The sequence below is a fragment of the Rickettsia sp. MEAM1 (Bemisia tabaci) genome (assembly GCF_002285905.1).
GTDB lineage: Bacteria > Pseudomonadota > Alphaproteobacteria > Rickettsiales > Rickettsiaceae > Rickettsia.
This window is the reverse complement of sequence record NZ_CP016305.1, coordinates 1,045,295-1,063,365: the sequence shown is the minus strand read 5'-3', so window position 1 is coordinate 1,063,365 and position 18,071 is coordinate 1,045,295. Positions and strand designations below refer to the sequence as shown.

Sequence of the window (18,071 nt, the reverse complement as noted above, 5' to 3'; positions counted from 1 at the left end):
CTATATTTAATGGAGCGGGTGATGGGAATCGAACCCACACAGCCAGCTTGGAAGGCTGGAACTCTACCATTGAGCTACACCCGCAACTAACACCAATTTTATTCAGACTTACAATTATACACGATTATATTTTATTTTTAAATATAATTTATAATATAAAATGATAAGTTTAAAAAATGATATGCTTCCCTGAACCATTCAAGTGGTGGAGGGAGAAGGATTCGAACCTTCGAACGCTTACGCGGGCAGATTTACAGTCTGCTGCCATTGACCACTCGGCCACCCCTCCTAAAGAACTTTACTGTATTAAATAGACTAATTCACTTTAAAAGACAATATAAATTAGTATTAGGACTTAATAAAACTTCTCGCCGAATCATCAAATAAACAAATAGCAGCTTGCACATTTATTTAGTTGTAACTTTCTATAATAAATAGTAGTTTCTGTCAAGAACAAATTACCAAAGGTTTTCAATAACATGCAAAATAAAAAGCTGGATTCTAAAAATTACTACTATATTTATGGAAAACATCCTGTATTTTCAGCCCTTAATAATCCAAAACGTCAAATTGAGGATATTTTATGCACTCAAATGATCTTTGATGCAAATAAAAAATTAATAAGCTCCAAGCCTTATAAAATTGTTAATAATGATGTTTTATCTAAATTGCTAGAAAACCAGACCCACCAAGGAATAGCTGCTAAAGTTAAGCCAATTTTTTCCCATAATATAGAAGATATCAACATAAAAAATTCAAAATGTAAGATTGCAATTCTTGATCAAATAACTGATCCGCAAAATATTGGAGCAATTATTCGCAGTGCAGCAGCTTTTAATATGGATGCTATAATCTTACCACTAGATAATTCACCTAATGAAAATGGCACTATAGCTAAAGCAGCTTGTGGAACTTTAGAATTAATAAAAATTATTAAAGTAACCAATCTAAACTCTTGTATAAATTACCTAAAAAAACATGGTTTTTGGGTTATAGGACTAACTGGGGAAGCCGATGATTATTTTACTGATAAATTAATCTCAGATAAAATAGCTTTGGTATTCGGCTCGGAAGATAAAGGGATGCGAAGATTGGTTCAAGAAAATTGTGATCATTTAGCCAAAATTCCTATTTCTGATAAAGTAGAAAGCCTTAACGTATCAAATGCCGCTTCTATAATTTTTCACTCACTATGGGATCATTAACAAAGTTGAAATATTTTTAACAAATCAAATATTGTTTTTTATTTACTTCCCTGTAAATATTTAGTCTACTTAAATATATGTTTATTAAAATGATAACGTACACTACTATCTGCGTTATCATTGTTCTTTATTTTTTCAGTATTAGATAAGATTTATTCTATCACGTTACTATTATTAATGTCCCCCTTCGGGGATCAAAAATCCCTCGCCTTTATGCGAAGGGAAGATATAATGAAATTGCTTTAGCAATGAATTTATATCAAGAAATATGAGAAGTTATAGAAAGAATAGTCATAGTCAGTATGATTTAAAAGTGCATCTTATATGGATACCAAAATATAGGAAGAGAATATTGATAGGCAAAGTATCGGAAAGGACTAGAGATTTACTGAGGCAGATTTGTATGGAACATGAAGTACATATAATTTCAGGGAAAATATCATGTGATCACGTACATATGTTTATCTCATATAAGCCGCAAATATCTCTTAGCAAGTTAGTACAGTATTTAAAAGGCATTAGCTCAAGAATTTTATTGCAAGAATTTACTCATTTACGAAAACAATTTTGGGGCAATCATTTGTGGGCTAGGGGCTATATGGCAGTCAGTTCAGGTAATATAACTGATGAAATGATACAGCACTATATTGAGGAACAGGAAGGTGAACCTGTGAATGATGATCGATTTCTAATCGATTCCACTTTATAACCCCTCAGCTTATAGCTGAGGGTTGTTTAGTTTAGTTCTAATCGGTAGCGTTATGTCACAAAATATATTACAAAACAAACAAATTATTAAGAGCTTTGAAAAGCAACTTAATATATTCTTAGATGAGTATAAAGAAAGAGAAATTACAAATATTGTTCTAAGTAATTTTCTCGACAAAGTAATTAATAATTTAAAGCATGAAAAATTAATTAGTGATACACTATTTGAAGTATATCAAGGCAAAGCAGTAATTGCTAAACCGTTACATACAGATTACCCTCAATCACCCGAACAAGCACATGACGAAAATTGGCAAAAATTTTATAGTTTTAATCATGATATAATGATAGAAAACACAATCGGATTTATTGCCAAAAATCTAAAAAAAGCTTCCATTAAAGACAAATTATACTATAGTTTTGCTAAATTATCCGAGCAATTAGACTTAAATGCTATCAGTGATCATTTTATGAATAAAATAAATAATTATATAACATTTAACGATTTATGACAAACTATAGAACAGAAAGCGACTCTTTTGGGGAAATTCAAATAGAAGACAAATTTTATTGGGGAGCACAAACACAAAGATCATTAGAAAATTTCAAAATAGGCAAACAAAAAATGCCAGAAATTCTAATCCGCTCTCTTGCTATATTAAAAAAATGTGCTGCGAAAGTTAACCTCGAATTTGGTGATCTAGAATCTAAAATAGCTGAGAGTATAGATAAAGCTGCAAGCAGAATTTTGAATGGTGAATTTAGCGATAATTTTCCTTTAGGAGTTTGGCAAACAGGCTCTGGAACGCAAACAAATATGAATATGAATGAGGTAATCGCCTCTATTGCAAATGAAGAGCTAACCGGCATGAAAGGCGGTAAATCTCCAGTACATCCTAATGATCATGTCAATAAAGGACAATCGTCAAATGATTCATTCCCAACGGCTATGCATATAGCAACCGTGCTTGCAACTAAAGAAAAGCTAATACCGGCTTTAAATAATTTACTTACAGCTTTACAAGATAAATCGAAAGATTGGGACAGCATTATAAAAATCGGACGTACCCATTTACAAGATGCAACTCCTCTAACACTTAAGCAAGAATTTTCTGGATATATTACACAAATAGAATATGCTTTAGAAACAATAGAAGACGCATTAAAAAAAGTTTATCTACTTGCCCAAGGAGGAACAGCAGTTGGAACAGGCATCAATTCACGTAAAGGCTTTGATATAAAATTTGCTGAAGAAGTAGCAGAATTTACAAAACAACCTTTTAAAACAGCACCTAATAAATTTGAAAGCTTGGCTAGCCATGATGCACTTGTAGAATTTTCAGGCACTCTTAATACTATAGCCGTTAGTTTGATGAAAATAGCGAATGATATAAGATTGCTCGGATCAGGTCCAAGATGCGGTCTTGGTGAGTTGCACTTACCAGAAAATGAGCCTGGCTCTTCAATTATGCCAGGTAAGGTAAACCCTACACAAGTCGAAGCTTTAACAATGGTTTGCACTCAAGTTATGGGAAATCATGTTACAGTTACTATTGCCGGCTCAAACGGACATCTTGAACTTAATGTCTTTAAACCAGTAATAATATATAATATTTTGCAATCTATCGAGCTAATATCGGATGCCACAAATAGCTTTGTCACTCACTGTGTGGACGGGATAGAGCCTAATATAACCCGTATTAACGATTTACGTGATAAATCTTTAATGCTTGTCACCGCTCTTAATCCGTATATTGGCTATGATAATGCTGCAAAGATTGCTAAAGAAGCCCATAAGCACGGAATCACTCTAAAAGAAGCCGCAAAAAAACTTGATCTTTTATCAGAAGAAGAATTTGATAAAATAGTAGTACCTGAAAAAATGGTTAGACAATCTTAGGTTTTTATAAAAAACTAAACAACCCTCAGCTATAAGCTGAGGGGTTATAAAGTGGAATCGATTAGAAATCGATCATCATTCACAGGTTCACCTTCCTGTTCATCAATATAGTGCTGTATCATTTCATCAGTTATATTACCTGAACTGACTGCCATATAGCCCCTAGCCCACAAATGATTGCCCCAAAATTGTTTTCGTAAATGAGTAAATTCTTGCAATAAAATTCTTGAGCTAATGCCTTTTAAATACTGTACTAACTTGCTAAGAGATATTTGCGGCTTATATGAGATAAACATATGTACGTGATCACATGATATTTTCCCTGAAATTATATGTACTTCATGTTCCATACAAATCTGCCTCAGTAAATCTCTAGTCCTTTCCGATACTTTGCCTATCAATATTCTCTTCCTATATTTTGGTATCCATATAAGATGCACTTTTAAATCATACTGACTATGACTATTCTTTCTATAACTTCTCATTTCTTGATATAAATTCATTGCTAAAGCAATTTCATTATATCTTCCCTTCGCCTAAAGGCGAGGGATTTTTGATCCCCGAAGGGGGACATTAAATTTAAACTATTAATTGTACTATACAAAATATAATAAATAGGCTAGTATAAGCTAGTCTATTTATTATATTACTTAATATGAAGCAAAATTTATCTAATCAAATTAATTTGTTAGAAGCAAAAACACATTTTTCTAATCTAATACAACGTATATACTCGTTTTATTTGAAAAATTGGCTGAGTCGTCTTTGTAGCCCTTTCGGTACTCATGTACTTTTTGTACACTCCGTTCCTCAGTCTACAGACTCCTAGCTCTTTTTCAAATAAAACTTCGTCTATTAACTTTTCATTTACTAGAAATATAAAAGGAAGAGAACAAATTACTATTTGTAAGCATAATACACCGGTTGCTGTACTTTCACCAATAACTCAAAAACCCAAAATAAAAACAGAAGATATAGTTGAACAAATAATGGAATTTAATAAAGATAAAACACTAGCACCATATACTATAAAAGAACTTAGAGACGAAGGTAGAAGATGAATAAAAAAACTCAGAACATACTACAATAATGGTTATCTTTTTTATGGATCGAGAGTCGGCATTACAGCCCTGTCATCCCGTGATTTATAAACTAGAGCCAGTTAAAAATATCAATAATATTGATATTTTTAGTTGTTTTTCTGGACCTAGTTCCCAAGCCACGGCAGGCATTGTTGCGTGGATCGAGAATCGTCATTGCGAGGAAATTACGAAATAATTGACGAAGCAAGGAAGTAAAAAAATGCTAACTTTATAACATTTTTTATTATTTTTTCTGGATTGCTACGCTCCTTGCAGTCGCGTAGCTCAGACGATTTGGTATCCACGCAACAATGCCGCCACGGCATGACACTGAACACGTTTTTTCATCCACGCAAGCAAGCCTCACTCAGCAATGACATAGTGGGTATTTTTCAAGCCATACAACAACGCTAAATTGAAGACGACTTTCGATCCACACAATAACATCATAATGGTGTTCCGCTATTAAACATTTCAAACAAAAGTTGCTAATCTAAATAAAACCTATTACATTAAAGATATAATGTTATATGGAGTTAATTTATGACAGATCCTTATGTTGAATATGCGATAGCTATCTTACCAAGCTCTGAAGTAGCACAACAATTTACAGATATAAATACAAAACTTGCTAAACAACTAGTACCGCAAGGTCTTGAGCATAAGCATAATAAATGCCATGTTACATTGTACCATGGTGTATATAACTTTCTGGATTTACCAAAAATCTCTGCTAAACTAGCAGATATAGCTTATAACACAAAAAATATCACATTAAATTTTAAGAATGAAATAGTAGTTACCGGACCTGATAGATGGATTGATATCAATATTAAGCGTTTTGATAAAAATGATAAGGTCAAGAAAGATTATGAAGCAGTATGTGATTTGCATAATAAAGTAGTTGATACATTTAATGAATATCACAAACGTCCACTTGAAAGAGCAAGCAATACTCTTGAAACGCTTAAGCCCAAAATTGAAGCACAAGACGAAAATGCCTTAAAAATAGCTCAGCAAATTGAAAAATATGGCGTTTCAGGTGTTAAAGAATTATATAACCCGCATACTACAATATGGTATCAATGGCCTCCAAATCCCACCCTTAACGATGCTGCAAATAGCATAAAAGATGAGTCTAGTGATTTTTCTTGTGATGCATCAGCTTTAGTTTTAGGATAACTAGGATTTAACGGAAATATAGAAAATCCTTATGCTGTTTTTCCTTTAGGTCAAGATTTTATTATAAAACAAGCGATAGAACTTGCTGCAAAAACTAATCTTGATTGGTAGTACTCATAAATTTTCTCAAAAGATTATGGAAATTTCTAAATCTTCTATTATACTTAAATCATAATAATATAAATAAACGATTATCATGGCTTTAATAAACATAAAAGCACCAGAAAATATAATATTAAAACCGCGTATTACAGTTTTTGGTGTTGGGGGTGCAGGTACTAATGCAGTAAATAATATGATTGGTGCTAACCTGCAAGGAGCTAATTTTGTAGTAGCTAATACTGATGCACAATCATTAGAATATTCTCGCTGTGAAAACAAAATACAGCTTGGCGTCTCCACAACTAGAGGTCTTGGTGCTGGAGCTGCCCCTGAAGTTGGAGCAGCAGCTGCACAAGAATCAGAAAACGAAATTCGCAATTATCTAGAAAATAGTAACATGGTGTTTATTACGGCAGGTATGGGCGGCGGTACTGGTACTGGCTCTGCACCAGTTATTGCACGAATTGCTAAGGAACTTGGAATTTTAACAGTTGGAGTAGTAACTAAGCCTTTTCATTTTGAGGGCGGGCATCGTATGAAAACTGCCGATAAAGGAATTATAGATTTACAACAATTTGTTGATACTTTAATCGTGATACCAAATCAAAATTTATTTCGTATTGCCAACGAACAAACTACTTTTGCTGATGCTTTTAAAATGGCAGATGATGTACTGCATGCAGGCGTTAGAGGCGTCACGGATTTAATGATTATGCCAGGGCTTATCAACCTTGACTTTGCTGATATCAAAGCTGTTATGAGCGAAATGGGCAAAGCTATGATGGGTACAGGCGAGGCTAGCGGTGAGGATAGAGCTACTAAAGCAGCAGAATCTGCAATCTCTAATCCATTACTTGATCATAGTTCAATGTGCGGTGCTAGAGGTGTATTAATTAATATTACAGGCGGACCAGATATGACTTTATTTGAAGTCGATAACGCTGCTAATAGAATTAGAGAGGAAGTAAATAATAAAGATGCTAATATTATTTTTGGTTCAACATTTAATCCTGAGCTAAAAGGGATTATTAGAGTTTCAGTTGTTGCAACAGGTATTGATGCAGATAAAATACCACTTTATAAACCTGTTAATTCTAGTGCTACCGATTTATCTACCGAAGAAGATGAGGATACAAAACTTAGAGCTCAGTCTACTCAAGGAGATCAACCTGTTCATATTGAAGAAATTCCTAATTTTAACAGCTATAGTAACGACGAAGCAGAAATTGCTGACTCTCTAGACCAAAATCCTAACCCAACCAATGATGATATGGAACCAGGGGTAAGTCTTACTAATGATGCTGGAGAAACTCCTAAATCATCTTTCTTTGTAAGGATGTGGGGGTCACTAGGCACACAAAATAATAATCAAATCCCAGAACGAAAAAATGTTGTAGTTGGTATGCCCGATGAAGAGACTAAAGAATCTGACATTCACGATATACCAGCTTTCCTAAGAAAGAAAAGGGATTAAATATCATTCTCATTTAAGGCTTGCTTACGTAGATTGAAAAACATTCTAAGTGTCACTCCGTGATGGCATTGCCCGCGTGGATCGAATAACGTCCTCAGTGTCATCTAGTTGCTTGTACCTGCGGCATCCAAAAAATAATAAAAAATACTAATTTTATTAGTATTTTTTAGCTGGATCCCGCTACAAGCCCGTGGGATGACAGGGGGATAGTGATCCACGTGAACAAATCTTAAGCTAGAAATAACATCAAAACTATCAGGAGTAAATCATATGAAAATTATATCATTTCTTATACTATGTTTTTTCAGCATTAATTTATTAGCCGATAATAATAGATCACTAAAGGATATTGCACCCTACCCTGAACCTCTCAGCGATCAAAAACGTTATGTAATTTATTTACCTAACAAGTCTAATGAGGAAAATTTAAAAGTAAAATTATAAGCTACAAAAGAGGCAATGAAAGATTGTAATAATATGAGGTTTGGCGGTAAGCTAGAGGAAAAAACTTTAGATGGATGGGGATATAATTATTACGTAATAGATCAAGTTGGTGACCATCCTATTACTACATTAATGGGATGCCCAGGTGTAAAAGCAACTATGCAGCCTGTAAATGTATATTTGGGTGATAAAGCATTTATAAGGTATAACAGCAAATTACCTATAGTAGTTTATGCTCCAAAAGATGTTAAGTTACAGTACGTTATTTGGAATCAAGATGATACAATTAATGACGCAAAAGAAGAATAGGCTTGATAAATATTTATTTACCTGAATGCGAATAGCGAATTATTACATAATACGCTATTCGGCTAGGAATATTGGATACAAAAGGCGAAAAGCAGTTTCCGCCTTTTATATAAATTCAGTTATATATATATTATTTTTAGTACAAACTTATAAATTTTGTTCAATGTAATAAAATTTTTATTTTGAAATCTTTGGTAGAAGAACCGCTTCAAATCTTGATTTCTACAATTTTTTATCAATAACAAATTACTTTTGTAATTTGTTATTGACGATACCTGAGGTGTAAAATAAAGATGCAATATATGTTTTATTTTTATTTTACGCTATATTTAAATTTCTCCTATTAATCCTAATTCTTCTAGCTTTTCTTGAACATACAAATAGTTATCCTCTAAAGTTCTAACAATTTCTTCTGTTTTGATTAATAGCTTTTTTAACTCTTGATCATGAGCCACATCCGAAGGTTTTCTGCCAAGATTATCTTCTATTATGACAGTAGATATATTACTTATAAGTAAAAGCTTTGCTATCACTTTATAATCTAGAATAACAGCTAAAAATAATGGTGTTTGACCTTTATTATTTTGGCACAAAACATTTGCATTATGTTGAATTAATAAATCAATAACAGAAGCATCCCCTCTACTACTATCTACAGCAAAATGTAATGCACTATTTCCTATACTATCTACTGCGTTAGTAGTTATACCTTGGTCTAATAAATATTTAATTTCTTTTATACTAAAATTATAATTCAATGCTTGAATGAGCCTTAAATCCTGCATAATAATTTTGTCTTATTTATAATTTAGTAATCTGAAATACCACTAAACGATTAATAAGTAAAGCACTATTTAAACCAAATTATTACTGATCAAAATCCTCTTCAACAACTTCAACTGCTATAACTTCTGGTACGAAATGTTTCAGCATCGATTCAATACCATTTTTTAAGGTAATAGTAGAGCTAGGGCAACCAAGACATGCACCACGTAATGCTAACTTTACTACACCATTTTCAAAACCTTTATAAATTATATCACCCCCATCTTGTGCAACAGAGGGACGCACTCTTGTCTCAATAATCTCGATAATTTGCTTCTCTATGTCTGAAAGCCCCTCAAGGTTTATATCATCCACTTTAGCACTTTCTTCAAATACTGGAAAGCCCGCAACGAAATGATCCATAACAACCATTAAAACTTCTGGCTTTATCACTTGCCAATCACTTTCAGCTTTTTTAGTAACAGTTATAAAATCACTACCGAAAAATATTGATTTAACATTATTAATATTAAATAGCGATTCTGCAAGTTTGCTTTTTCCTTTTACTTCAGCACGCTCACTAAAAAATATAGGCTGAGTACTTATTTCCTGTCCAGGAAATAACTTTATTGCATCAGGATTTGGGGTATCTTCAGTTTGAATAAACATAGTAAAATTACTTTAATAAATTTGCTTGTTATTATAACTTACTAGGGCTATTTTTACAATATAATATGTGAACAATAAATTTTAAGTATTGACAAAGTATTTACATAATATAAAATGATAATATGTATAAGTAGGGTAAATATATGAGCAGTAAATTAGATTCTTACGAACAAGATATTGAAGATAATTTTGAAAAGCATCAAAAATTTGATGATAAAAATGAAATAGCTTTGCTTCGAAAAGCTGCAAAGGCACATCTTAATAACAAGCGATCTATTACTATTAGGGTTGCAGAACATGATATCGAAGCAATAAAGATCAAAGCTTCTAAGCACGGCTTGCCTTATCAAACTTATCTTAACATGCTAATTCACTCAGACGCTACTAAACTCTAAAATACTATGCCCAAATTTAGATATAATCATGAAAAAAATGCTAAATTATTACTTGAGCGGAATATAGGCTTTGACGAGATAATTCAGTCAATTAATGACGGTAACTTATTAGGAATTAGATTACATTATAATCAAGCTAAATATAAGGGACAAAAAATTTTCTATGTTAGAATAACTGATCAAGTATATGTAGTACCTTATGTAAAAGAAGATGACGGTACTATTTTCCTTAAAACTTTATACCCTAGTAGAAAAGCAAAAAAAGAATTTTTATCAAAGTTATACTCTAGGTAAATATCTGATTAGAATATATGCCGGTATAAAACAAAAACCTGCAATAGCAAAAAAGTATCCCCAACCTAAATAAGTAGCGGCGTAACCGGAAATACTACCAAACAATACAGTGCTAATATAAGCAATAGAAGTAATCAAGGCGATCTGCGTTATGCAATATTTAGAGCTACAACATCTTAATTGGTAAGAAAAAAACGGCGACATAGTTAGCCCTTTGGTAAATTCCTGAAAAAACACTGCTATATAAAGAGTTGTCATAGTTTGACTGTAAGAATAGAGCAGTAAAAAAGTTATACTAGATAAAGCATGATAAACTAATACTCTTTTAAAAATATAAGTATATTCATATTTTCGGCATAGAAAACCGCCTATAAATCCTCCAGCTATAGTAGCACACATACCAAAAGCCTTATATCCAAGAGCTAAATCTTTTTTCGTATAACCGATATCAAGATAAAACATATTTGGCATAACTGAAAGAAAGTTATCCTGCAAGCGATATAGAAGCATAAAGCCAACAATTATTAGCCATTTAGGTTTTTTGATAAAATCATAAAAAGCGTGCCAAAATCTATCAAAATCATTAACGGCTATTTTTTCTTTAAATTTTAGCGGATAGAAAATAATTAGCAATAATGATGGTACACATAAAATCGCCATTACACGATAAACTTCTTGCCAAGATATGATAGTCGATAAATATAATGCACCAAAACCTGATATGAGTATGCCGATTCTGAACCCACTAGTGCAAGCTGCCTCACTTATTCCCCAATTTTTATTATTAATAAGTAGCATTTGGGAAGATTGCAAAAGCATGTCATAAATAGAGGAAAAAAATGCCAGAATTATCAAGCACAAAGAGAATGATATAAAATTAGTACTGGGATTAAAGCCTGTTAAAATATATACGCAACAAATGCAGCTAATCAATGAAAAGATTAAACAATATTTATATCCACGACTATTTGAGGTTATAAAGCTTATTTTTTTAAGTAGCGGTCCCCATAGAAATTTAAATATGTGAATGAAGTTAACCAGACTAAAAAGACCGATGGTAATTTTATCAAAACCGGATTCTCGAAGCCAAAAAGAAAGCGTCGAACCAGTAAGTAAATAAATTAAACCACCAGGGAGCGAAATAACTAATATAAATAAAATACTATATATATTTTGTAATCGTGAAAAATTAGAAATTATGAATTTATCCTCCTATAATTATGTGCCATTACGTTGATTGGAAACGTCATGCTCATTCCTTGATCACAGCATCGTCTGCAAGGTCCCGCAAACAAGTTGCGGGATGGACTTTCCTCTTAAGATACTTTACTTCTTTTTTAACTGTAATTATTACTATTACTCTCAGAACTTCTTTTATTGCCAGAACCGAATCTTTTATTAGAGTTATCGCCTCTTCTATTATTACTAAAAGATCTTTTACGATTATTTTTGTTACTTCTAAAGCTCTCTCTAGGAGTAGATTCGCCTTGATTTATTAAACGATCAATAGCACGCCATCTAACAACATCATCAGGTGAAATAAATGATAATGCATTACCTTTAGCACCAGCTCTACCAGTTCTACCTATTCTGTGCAGGTAATCTTCCGGACACATCGGTAAATCATAATTAATTACGTGTTGAGTATGCGGAATATCAAGCCCACGAGCAGCAACATCAGTTGCCACCATTATTCTATGGTTTGACTTACGGAATGATAAAATTACTCTATCACGTTGACGCTGACTTAAATCGCCATGTATAGCTTCTGCTTTATGATTTTCATATCTTAACATTTTAGCCAACTGATCAGTAGAACGTTTTGTTTTTACAAAAATAATTACTGATCCCTCTCTATCACCAAGCTGCTTATTTAATTCAGTAAATTTTTCTTTATCTGTAATATGTACTGACTCTTGTTTTATTTCTGCTGCTGCTTTATTAGTAGCACCGACTGTAATACGTACAGGATTATTTAAATATTTTTGTGAAAGAGAAATAATATGTTTTGGCATAGTAGCAGAAAACATTAAAACTTGTCTTTTTTCAGGCAAAAATTTATTGATTTCTTCTAACTGCTCTTTCATGCCCATGTCTAGCATTCTATCCATTTCGTCAAGCACAGTTATACCTATACGATCAATTTTTAGGCTTCCACGATTTAAATGATCAATAATACGCCCAGGAGTTCCTATAATTACTTTAGGATTTTTCTTTAATTGCGTAAATTGCTTAGGCATAGGTTCACCACCTATCAGAACTGCATTATTTATTTTGAAAGACGTAGTTACTTTGTTTAAGGTAGAACAGATTTGTGTTGCAAGCTCTCTTGTCGGTACTAATATTAAAGTAGTAGTTTTATCTTTAATAAATGCATTAATTACTGGTAACAAGTAAGCTAAAGTCTTGCCTGAACCAGTTTGGCTAGAAGCAAGTATATCAGAACCTGCAATAGCAACCGGAATCGATTGTTTTTGTATTTCGGTTGGCTCTATTATCTTCATCGCTTCAAGCGTAGTAGTTAATTCTTCAGGTAAATTAAAATTTTTCATTATATAATCCAATAAAGTTTAAGTTAAAATATGCACATTATTGATTGTATAAAAATAACTCACAGCAAAAAATAATGACTTTAGTATCTTCGTATTACAAAAATATACTAGTAGCAGCCATTAAATTATCTATAGCATATTAACAAAATAGCTTTAATTGATTCGAAGTAATAGCGAACCTATTTCAAAAAAATCTTATAATTTACAGCAAAAAAGATTTTAGTTAGCTTTAAAATTATTTGTTAATAATACCATAATTATGATATTTTTTTACTTTTAAGCATTAAACCATTCCAATGCTTAAGACATGTATAAGGTTATTATAAGACAAAACAAAATATCTAATATTTTGTTGTAAAAGGTGACGAGGCTATCCAAAATTTGAAAACTTTGGATAGCTGTTTTTGGTACAAATATATTTATTTAATTCTGAGGTTAACTGCAGAAATTTTACCATTCTTGTCTTCAAGATCAAAAATTACATCTTGTCCTTCATTAAGACCTGCAAGACCTGCTGCGTCTACGGCAGATCTGTGTACAAACACATCTTTGCCGCCATTTTCCTGTTCAATAAATCCAAAATTTTTCGTCGGATTAAACCATTTAACTTTACCTACTATATTTGTAGTCATAAAAACCTTTTTAGATAGAAATTGCTTATTGGAATTTAAATTATGCTTAATAAAAAATTAAAGTCAGACTTACATTTAATATTAAGATTAATAAAAAATTCACTATGCAAAACTAGCTTACCTTGCGGCATTTGTCAATAACATGCAAAAGAAAGTATTACTTTCTAAGGTTAATTATATCATATTATTACTATTTTGTCACTATTTTAGTTAATATATTATAGGCAAAATTTGATTTGCCTGCATTAGACTTTTATTATTATGTAATTAATAAATAAAAGTGCTTGCTTTTTTTGCTTTTTTTTATTAATCTGTCCACTTAGCAAAATACACTATTGTATTTTTAATTGCCCGCGTGATGGAATGGTAGACATAACGGACTTAAAATCCGTGGAGCGTAAGCTCTTGCCGGTTCAAGTCTGGCCGCGGGTACCACATGTCAAAGTACATAGAAGATCTCCACTTTTAACTTGTAAACTTCCCCATAAATTCTTTATTTGTAAGTTTTTTTAGTTTCCTATTTTATCTCACTATTTATAAGATAATTTATAATTTTTGATATTCTATTCAACTGTAAACCAAAAGTAGAAAAAATTATATTAATATCATTGCAAATACAAAATAAATAGCTATAATAGTTTCAAGGATAGGAATTTAACGAATGCAATTTAAAATTTAAATAATAACAAAAAAGATGTAAATATAATAATATAACTCAAAATATATGGATAATTTAATAAAGTTTTTAGAAGAAAAGGATTTTACAGAAGAAGCAATAAATTTAAAAAAAGGCGGTGATATTCTTAATCTTTCGAAAAAAAGATTAACTGATAAAGATGTTAAAGAAATCTCTAAATTGCTAGCAAGCGATAATAATATTATCCAGCTCGATTTGTTTGGTAATAATATAAGTACAGACGGAGCTATAGAGCTTGCGAAACTGCTTAAGCTTAATAAAACCCTTATTGGTCTTGACCTTTGGGAATAACGATATAGATAAAACAGGAGCAAGCGAGATTGAGAAAGCTTTAAAAGCAAATACAACTCTTATTTTTCTTAATGTCCCCCTTCGGGGATCAAAAATCCCTCGCCTTTAGGCGAAGGGAAGATATAATGAAATTGCTTTAGCAATGAATTTATATCAAGAAATGAGAAGTTATAGAAAGAATAGTCATAGTCAGTATGATTTAAAAGTGCATCTTATATGGATACCAAAATATAGGAAGAGAATATTGATAGGCAAAGTATCGGAAAGGACTAGAGATTTACTGAGGCAGATTTGTATGGAACATGAAGTACATATAATTTCAGGGAAAATATCATGTGATCACGTACATATGTTTATCTCATATAAGCCGCAAATATCTCTTAGCAAGTTAGTACAGTATTTAAAAGGCATTAGCTCAAGAATTTTATTGCAAGAATTTACTCATTTACGAAAACAATTTTGGGGCAATCATTTGTGGGCTAGGGGCTATATGGCAGTCAGTTCAGGTAATATAACTGATGAAATGATACAGCACTATATTGATGAACAGGAAGGTGAACCTGTGAATGATGATCGATTTCTAATCGATTCCACTTTATAACCCCTCAGCTTATAGCTGAGGGTTGTTTAGTTTGACATGGAATTCAGTAGAATCAGCAAAATATAAAAATATCAAAAAATATTTAGTTAGAAATGCCAATTTAACAAACGAGCAAGAATTAGTAAAAATGGCAAAAAAATTTAATGAAATAGACGAAGAAAAATTATTAAAGAAATTAGATATAATCTAATTTGAATTTATGCCGCTTGTTGTATAAAAAAATATTACTATCTATTTTCCAAGGCTTTTTTAATATCTTTACTTTGCGTATCTTTATTAATAGTACCCAACAGTTTTTAAAAAAGATCCGTCATTGCGAGGAAATTACGAAATAATTGACGAAGCAATCTAGTAAAAAAATACTAAAATCAGTACTTTTCTACTATTTTTTCTGGATTGCTTCGTCGAAACTTATAGTTTCTTCTCGCAATGACGACTCTCGATCCATGCGGGGTAAGCCTCACGCAGGAACGACATTAAAGCTTGCAACAACGCCAGTTTTCTGCATGCTATAAGAAAAATTATTGCTGGAATAGCTTTATATCATAAATTTTAATTTTATTCTACTTTTAATTGAAAAGATACTTATTTCTATATATTAATATATTATTGATGGGATTAAAACTATTAAGGCAAAACATAGACCTATTTAGATATTTTTATAATTGTACGAAAGCCTATATATTAATAATGATTTTTATAGCAAGTTAAAAGATATATTACAAAATAGTAAATATTAATTGTAAAATACATTTACTATTTCTATCAACCTTGACAAGGCATATTCCTTGATTTATAAGATAATATTATTTAAAAAAATAAGGTTATGTTTAGAAAATATTTCTCAGGTTTATTTATTTTTCTAATTTTATCAGCTGCGATGTATGGCACTGAAGGAAATTTAAAATTAAAAGAACTGTTAGACGTGATGCCGCAAATAACAAATGCTACCTCCTCTTCTTCTGCTCATCCTGAAATTTGCAGCTCGAAAGTAACTATTAACGGCGTTAATTATGAAATTAGGTATTTTAGTTTTGAAGATACTAGCAAAAAATTACCTCCAAATATGACTTTCAAAGAATATGCTGAAAAACAAAATTTGCTAGATATGAAAAGTTCTTATTCAAACCCCATACCCGAGATAGATTTTGAGTCTTTTGATTTCCGTAGCGTAAATCTCGGGGATGGAGTATATTTCAGTACGGCTTTAAGGAAAATTGAATAATATGAAAATAGCTTTTCTACTAACTATAATAATTTTCATGACAGGTTGTAAAAGTAACATGATAGACCCTAAAATTTCATTACCGGAATATGTAACTCTAAATATTGACACTTTAAATAATTCAGAGAATAAAACCATTAGAGTCAAAGCAAAAAAATTAAGCTTCCCTTTATCTTTAGAAGATTTACATGATATAAGTATTTTAGAGCAAAAATACGATCAAGAAGAAAATTGTGCAGGACTAGCTGCTCTGCAAATAGGAATCTCAAAGCAAATTATAGTGTTTGCAGTAGCCAATAACGAAGAGTTAAAAAAATGGCGTCCTGACCTTACTGATACAATGCCTAAAAGCATTTGGATTAATCCATCATATGAACCTATAGGTAATGAAAAACACGAAGATTATGAAGCATGCTTTTCAGTAGAAAATGCTACAGGTCCTGTTGCAAGATTCAAAAAAATCCATTATGTAGCTTATACTATTAACGGTAATAAAATTGAAGGCACTGCTGAAGGATTTTTAGCAAGGGTTATTCAGCATGAGATTGACCATTTAAACGGTAAAGTGTTTTTAGAGTATGTATATCCTGAAAAAAGAATGACTAAAGAAGAATATTTGGAAATGCGTAATAAAGCTATGGAGCAGGAAAAATAAAATTTTTATAACTTTCCAAAATTAAGGTAAAGCCTTAAAAATCTCTTTATATATGCGATAAAGCTGAAAGAAAACGTACATTTTCAGGGGTTAGGTCATCTATTTCAATAAATTTAACCTCTGAAATTTCATTTATAGCATTACTTGGTATTTTTAGTAAATTGTTCTTAGGAAGAGTAAAATCTTTGTCTATTATATGACACTCATAAACATAGAACCTGCCACTAAAATCTTTTGATTTACCTGAGTTTAACGTTTTTACAACTAAAATAGAATTATCCTTCTAACAATACAGCCTGCATTTCCGTGAGGAGTATGATGCTTTTTTAATACTCGAGGCTTATATATTTTAGTAAAGTATGGCAACTTTGATTCAACTGCAAAGAACTTTTTCAAACAATTTATAGATTTAAAATCTGTTATACCGTAAGGAGCATACTTTGCTTTTTGACCTTGCCAAGTCATGCCTTCACCAGAATAATCAATATCATGCCAATCTCTACCTATAATATGAGAAGTATTTTCATCAAACGCAGCAACATTTTGAAAATTATAAGATTCTATTAATTCTTGCAAATATTTTGCCATTATATCCGCTTCTTTTTTATCTAAGCTTCTCTCATTGATAGCTATTAATAACTCAAGGGTATTTTTCGGTAGAAAATTTTGTAACTCAGATAAATAGATGAAATTATAATTAGTAGAGCTTAAAAACTTCTCTAAACTTTTTGCATTTGATTCTTGTAACTTCATTTTTCGAGGAGTTTGCTCTACTCTTGCGTTCAAAATAGGGCAAAGCTTTTGCCACTCTTTTGGTAAATTGCAATAATTAATTGCTGATTGAGTCATTGGCTCTTCACAATCAACAGCAAAAACATTAGATATTGAA

At 31.6% G+C, this 18,071-nt stretch carries 21 protein-coding genes, 3 tRNA genes and 4 pseudogenes; 19 read left to right on the top strand and 9 right to left on the bottom strand.

The genetic code is table 11. The features are described 5' to 3' along the window. Window positions 1-10 precede the first annotated feature (10 nt). Both BA173_RS05690 and BA173_RS05685 read right to left on the bottom strand, forming a co-directional pair. A tRNA-Gly gene (locus tag BA173_RS05690) sits at window positions 11-84 on the bottom strand. Window positions 85-203: 119 nt separating this feature from the next. Next, window positions 204-289, bottom strand: a tRNA-Tyr gene (locus BA173_RS05685). Window positions 290-479: 190 nt separating this feature from the next. On the opposite strand from BA173_RS05685, the gene rlmB reads away from it, so the two are divergent. From rlmB to fumC, 5 genes are all read left to right on the top strand, one after another. Continuing rightward, a complete protein-coding gene (gene rlmB / locus BA173_RS05680) occupies window positions 480-1,205 on the top strand; it encodes a 23S rRNA (guanosine(2251)-2'-O)-methyltransferase RlmB (RefSeq protein WP_016948278.1) in 726 nt (241 codons plus the stop codon). 120 nt (window positions 1,206-1,325) lie between these two features. Further along, on the top strand, window positions 1,326-1,451 hold the full coding sequence (locus tag BA173_RS08840; RefSeq protein ID WP_257008615.1) for a hypothetical protein: 126 nt from the start codon (window positions 1,326-1,328) through the stop codon (window positions 1,449-1,451). A 22-nt stretch (window positions 1,452-1,473) separates the two neighbouring features. Next, window positions 1,474-1,914: an IS200/IS605 family transposase gene (gene tnpA / locus BA173_RS05675; RefSeq protein ID WP_095568317.1), complete on the top strand. Its 441-nt coding sequence runs from the start codon at window positions 1,474-1,476 to the stop codon at window positions 1,912-1,914. A 52-nt stretch (window positions 1,915-1,966) separates the two neighbouring features. Further along, window positions 1,967-2,425 carry a hypothetical protein gene (locus BA173_RS05670; protein ID WP_016948279.1) on the top strand — a complete coding sequence of 153 codons (459 nt, stop codon included), beginning with the start codon at window positions 1,967-1,969 and terminating at the stop codon, window positions 2,423-2,425. Beyond that, on the top strand, window positions 2,422-3,813 hold the full coding sequence (fumC, locus tag BA173_RS05665) for a class II fumarate hydratase (protein ID WP_016948280.1): 1,392 nt from the start codon (window positions 2,422-2,424) through the stop codon (window positions 3,811-3,813). The genes BA173_RS05670 and fumC overlap by 4 nt, the downstream gene beginning before the upstream one ends. Before the next feature lie 44 nt (window positions 3,814-3,857). Here fumC and tnpA (BA173_RS05660) read toward each other — a convergent pair whose 3' ends face one another. Continuing rightward, window positions 3,858-4,298 (bottom strand): IS200/IS605 family transposase, encoded by a 441-nt coding sequence (gene tnpA / locus BA173_RS05660; protein ID WP_095568239.1) that lies wholly within the window; start codon window positions 4,296-4,298, stop codon window positions 3,858-3,860. 170 nt (window positions 4,299-4,468) lie between these two features. Between tnpA (BA173_RS05660) and BA173_RS05655 the strand changes: the two are divergent. From BA173_RS05655 to eco, 6 genes and pseudogenes are all read left to right on the top strand, one after another. Then, window positions 4,469-4,543 (top strand): annotated as a pseudogene (locus tag BA173_RS05655) (type II toxin-antitoxin system Phd/YefM family antitoxin); the annotation flags it as partial. 124 nt (window positions 4,544-4,667) lie between these two features. Further along, window positions 4,668-4,874 (top strand): type II toxin-antitoxin system prevent-host-death family antitoxin, encoded by a 207-nt coding sequence (locus tag BA173_RS05650; protein ID WP_095568352.1) that lies wholly within the window; start codon window positions 4,668-4,670, stop codon window positions 4,872-4,874. Window positions 4,875-5,438: 564 nt separating this feature from the next. Continuing rightward, window positions 5,439-6,077 carry a hypothetical protein gene (locus BA173_RS05645; RefSeq protein ID WP_179852186.1) on the top strand — a complete coding sequence of 213 codons (639 nt, stop codon included), beginning with the start codon at window positions 5,439-5,441 and terminating at the stop codon, window positions 6,075-6,077. A 196-nt stretch (window positions 6,078-6,273) separates the two neighbouring features. After that, window positions 6,274-7,270, top strand: a pseudogene (gene ftsZ, locus BA173_RS05640) (cell division protein FtsZ); the annotation flags it as partial. A gap of 239 nt (window positions 7,271-7,509) precedes the next feature. Further along, window positions 7,510-7,653: pseudogene (locus BA173_RS09025) on the top strand (cell division protein FtsZ); the annotation flags it as partial. A gap of 270 nt (window positions 7,654-7,923) precedes the next feature. Continuing rightward, window positions 7,924-8,406 (top strand): annotated as a pseudogene (gene eco, locus BA173_RS07955) (serine protease inhibitor ecotin). A 329-nt stretch (window positions 8,407-8,735) separates the two neighbouring features. Here eco and BA173_RS05630 read toward each other — a convergent pair. Both BA173_RS05630 and BA173_RS05625 read right to left on the bottom strand, forming a co-directional pair. Next, window positions 8,736-9,191 carry an ankyrin repeat domain-containing protein gene (locus BA173_RS05630; protein WP_068041526.1) on the bottom strand — a complete coding sequence of 152 codons (456 nt, stop codon included), beginning with the start codon at window positions 9,189-9,191 and terminating at the stop codon, window positions 8,736-8,738. A gap of 82 nt (window positions 9,192-9,273) precedes the next feature. After that, window positions 9,274-9,840: a NifU family protein gene (locus BA173_RS05625; RefSeq protein WP_068041529.1), complete on the bottom strand. Its 567-nt coding sequence runs from the start codon at window positions 9,838-9,840 to the stop codon at window positions 9,274-9,276. Between the two features lie 143 nt (window positions 9,841-9,983). On the opposite strand from BA173_RS05625, the gene BA173_RS05620 reads away from it, so the two are divergent. After that, window positions 9,984-10,235: a CopG family antitoxin gene (locus BA173_RS05620; protein WP_016947847.1), complete on the top strand. Its 252-nt coding sequence runs from the start codon at window positions 9,984-9,986 to the stop codon at window positions 10,233-10,235. 6 nt (window positions 10,236-10,241) lie between these two features. Next, a complete protein-coding gene (locus tag BA173_RS05615; protein ID WP_068041531.1) occupies window positions 10,242-10,529 on the top strand; it encodes a hypothetical protein in 288 nt (95 codons plus the stop codon). Here BA173_RS05615 and BA173_RS05610 read toward each other — a convergent pair. The 3 genes from BA173_RS05610 to BA173_RS05600 form a co-directional block, all read right to left on the bottom strand. Beyond that, the gene (locus BA173_RS05610; protein WP_179852187.1) at window positions 10,515-11,729 is read right to left on the bottom strand and encodes an MFS transporter; all 1,215 of its coding nucleotides are present in this window, start codon (window positions 11,727-11,729) and stop codon (window positions 10,515-10,517) included. The two genes, BA173_RS05615 and BA173_RS05610, sit on opposite strands and share 15 nt — an antisense overlap. Window positions 11,730-11,866: 137 nt before the next feature. Next, window positions 11,867-13,081, bottom strand: coding sequence for a DEAD/DEAH box helicase (locus tag BA173_RS05605; RefSeq protein WP_016948371.1), 1,215 nt, complete (start codon window positions 13,079-13,081; stop codon window positions 11,867-11,869). 419 nt (window positions 13,082-13,500) lie between these two features. Next, window positions 13,501-13,713, bottom strand: coding sequence for a cold-shock protein (locus BA173_RS05600; RefSeq protein ID WP_016948370.1), 213 nt, complete (start codon window positions 13,711-13,713; stop codon window positions 13,501-13,503). A gap of 349 nt (window positions 13,714-14,062) precedes the next feature. On the opposite strand from BA173_RS05600, the gene BA173_RS05595 reads away from it, so the two are divergent. The 6 genes from BA173_RS05595 to BA173_RS05575 all read left to right on the top strand — a co-directional run bounded on the left by BA173_RS05595 (window position 14,063) and on the right by BA173_RS05575 (window position 17,182). Further along, window positions 14,063-14,148: transfer RNA gene (locus BA173_RS05595), tRNA-Leu, on the top strand. Between the two features lie 289 nt (window positions 14,149-14,437). Then, window positions 14,438-14,701, top strand: coding sequence for a hypothetical protein (locus BA173_RS05590; RefSeq protein ID WP_016948369.1), 264 nt, complete (start codon window positions 14,438-14,440; stop codon window positions 14,699-14,701). Window positions 14,702-14,861: 160 nt separating this feature from the next. Then, window positions 14,862-15,302 (top strand): IS200/IS605 family transposase, encoded by a 441-nt coding sequence (tnpA, locus tag BA173_RS05585; protein WP_095568239.1) that lies wholly within the window; start codon window positions 14,862-14,864, stop codon window positions 15,300-15,302. Between the two features lie 31 nt (window positions 15,303-15,333). After that, on the top strand, window positions 15,334-15,492 hold the full coding sequence (locus tag BA173_RS07950) for a hypothetical protein (protein ID WP_016948368.1): 159 nt from the start codon (window positions 15,334-15,336) through the stop codon (window positions 15,490-15,492). 636 nt (window positions 15,493-16,128) lie between these two features. After that, window positions 16,129-16,527: a hypothetical protein gene (locus BA173_RS05580; RefSeq protein WP_016948367.1), complete on the top strand. Its 399-nt coding sequence runs from the start codon at window positions 16,129-16,131 to the stop codon at window positions 16,525-16,527. A 1-nt stretch (window position 16,528) separates the two neighbouring features. Further along, window positions 16,529-17,182 (top strand): peptide deformylase, encoded by a 654-nt coding sequence (locus tag BA173_RS05575; RefSeq protein ID WP_373554026.1) that lies wholly within the window; start codon window positions 16,529-16,531, stop codon window positions 17,180-17,182. A gap of 264 nt (window positions 17,183-17,446) precedes the next feature. On the opposite strand, the gene BA173_RS05570 is transcribed toward BA173_RS05575, so the two are convergent. Continuing rightward, complete coding sequence (locus BA173_RS05570) at window positions 17,447-18,031, bottom strand: hypothetical protein (protein WP_068042043.1); 585 nt, start codon at window positions 18,029-18,031, stop codon at window positions 17,447-17,449. Window positions 18,032-18,071 lie beyond the last annotated feature (40 nt).

What these genes read in the sequence shown, in the direction of transcription:
- BA173_RS05625 (WP_068041529.1), bottom strand. Translation starts at nt 9,840, where the DNA reads ATGTTTATTCAAACTGAAGATACCCCAAATCCTGATGCAATAAAGTTA.
- BA173_RS05620 (WP_016947847.1), top strand. Translation starts at nt 9,984, where the DNA reads ATGAGCAGTAAATTAGATTCTTACGAACAAGATATTGAAGATAATTTT.
- BA173_RS05605 (WP_016948371.1), bottom strand. Translation starts at nt 13,081, where the DNA reads ATGAAAAATTTTAATTTACCTGAAGAATTAACTACTACGCTTGAAGCG.
- BA173_RS05570 (WP_068042043.1), bottom strand. Translation starts at nt 18,031, where the DNA reads ATGACTCAATCAGCAATTAATTATTGCAATTTACCAAAAGAGTGGCAA.
- BA173_RS05645 (WP_179852186.1), top strand. Translation starts at nt 5,439, where the DNA reads ATGACAGATCCTTATGTTGAATATGCGATAGCTATCTTACCAAGCTCT.
- BA173_RS05590 (WP_016948369.1), top strand. Translation starts at nt 14,438, where the DNA reads ATGGATAATTTAATAAAGTTTTTAGAAGAAAAGGATTTTACAGAAGAA.
- BA173_RS05615 (WP_068041531.1), top strand. Translation starts at nt 10,242, where the DNA reads ATGCCCAAATTTAGATATAATCATGAAAAAAATGCTAAATTATTACTT.
- tnpA (WP_095568239.1), top strand. Translation starts at nt 14,862, where the DNA reads ATGAGAAGTTATAGAAAGAATAGTCATAGTCAGTATGATTTAAAAGTG.
- tnpA (WP_095568239.1), bottom strand. Translation starts at nt 4,298, where the DNA reads ATGAGAAGTTATAGAAAGAATAGTCATAGTCAGTATGATTTAAAAGTG.
- fumC (WP_016948280.1), top strand. Translation starts at nt 2,422, where the DNA reads ATGACAAACTATAGAACAGAAAGCGACTCTTTTGGGGAAATTCAAATA.
- BA173_RS05670 (WP_016948279.1), top strand. Translation starts at nt 1,967, where the DNA reads ATGTCACAAAATATATTACAAAACAAACAAATTATTAAGAGCTTTGAA.
- tnpA (WP_095568317.1), top strand. Translation starts at nt 1,474, where the DNA reads ATGAGAAGTTATAGAAAGAATAGTCATAGTCAGTATGATTTAAAAGTG.
- rlmB (WP_016948278.1), top strand. Translation starts at nt 480, where the DNA reads ATGCAAAATAAAAAGCTGGATTCTAAAAATTACTACTATATTTATGGA.
- BA173_RS05630 (WP_068041526.1), bottom strand. Translation starts at nt 9,191, where the DNA reads ATGCAGGATTTAAGGCTCATTCAAGCATTGAATTATAATTTTAGTATA.
- BA173_RS05580 (WP_016948367.1), top strand. Translation starts at nt 16,129, where the DNA reads ATGTTTAGAAAATATTTCTCAGGTTTATTTATTTTTCTAATTTTATCA.
- BA173_RS05575 (WP_373554026.1), top strand. Translation starts at nt 16,529, where the DNA reads ATGAAAATAGCTTTTCTACTAACTATAATAATTTTCATGACAGGTTGT.
- BA173_RS05600 (WP_016948370.1), bottom strand. Translation starts at nt 13,713, where the DNA reads ATGACTACAAATATAGTAGGTAAAGTTAAATGGTTTAATCCGACGAAA.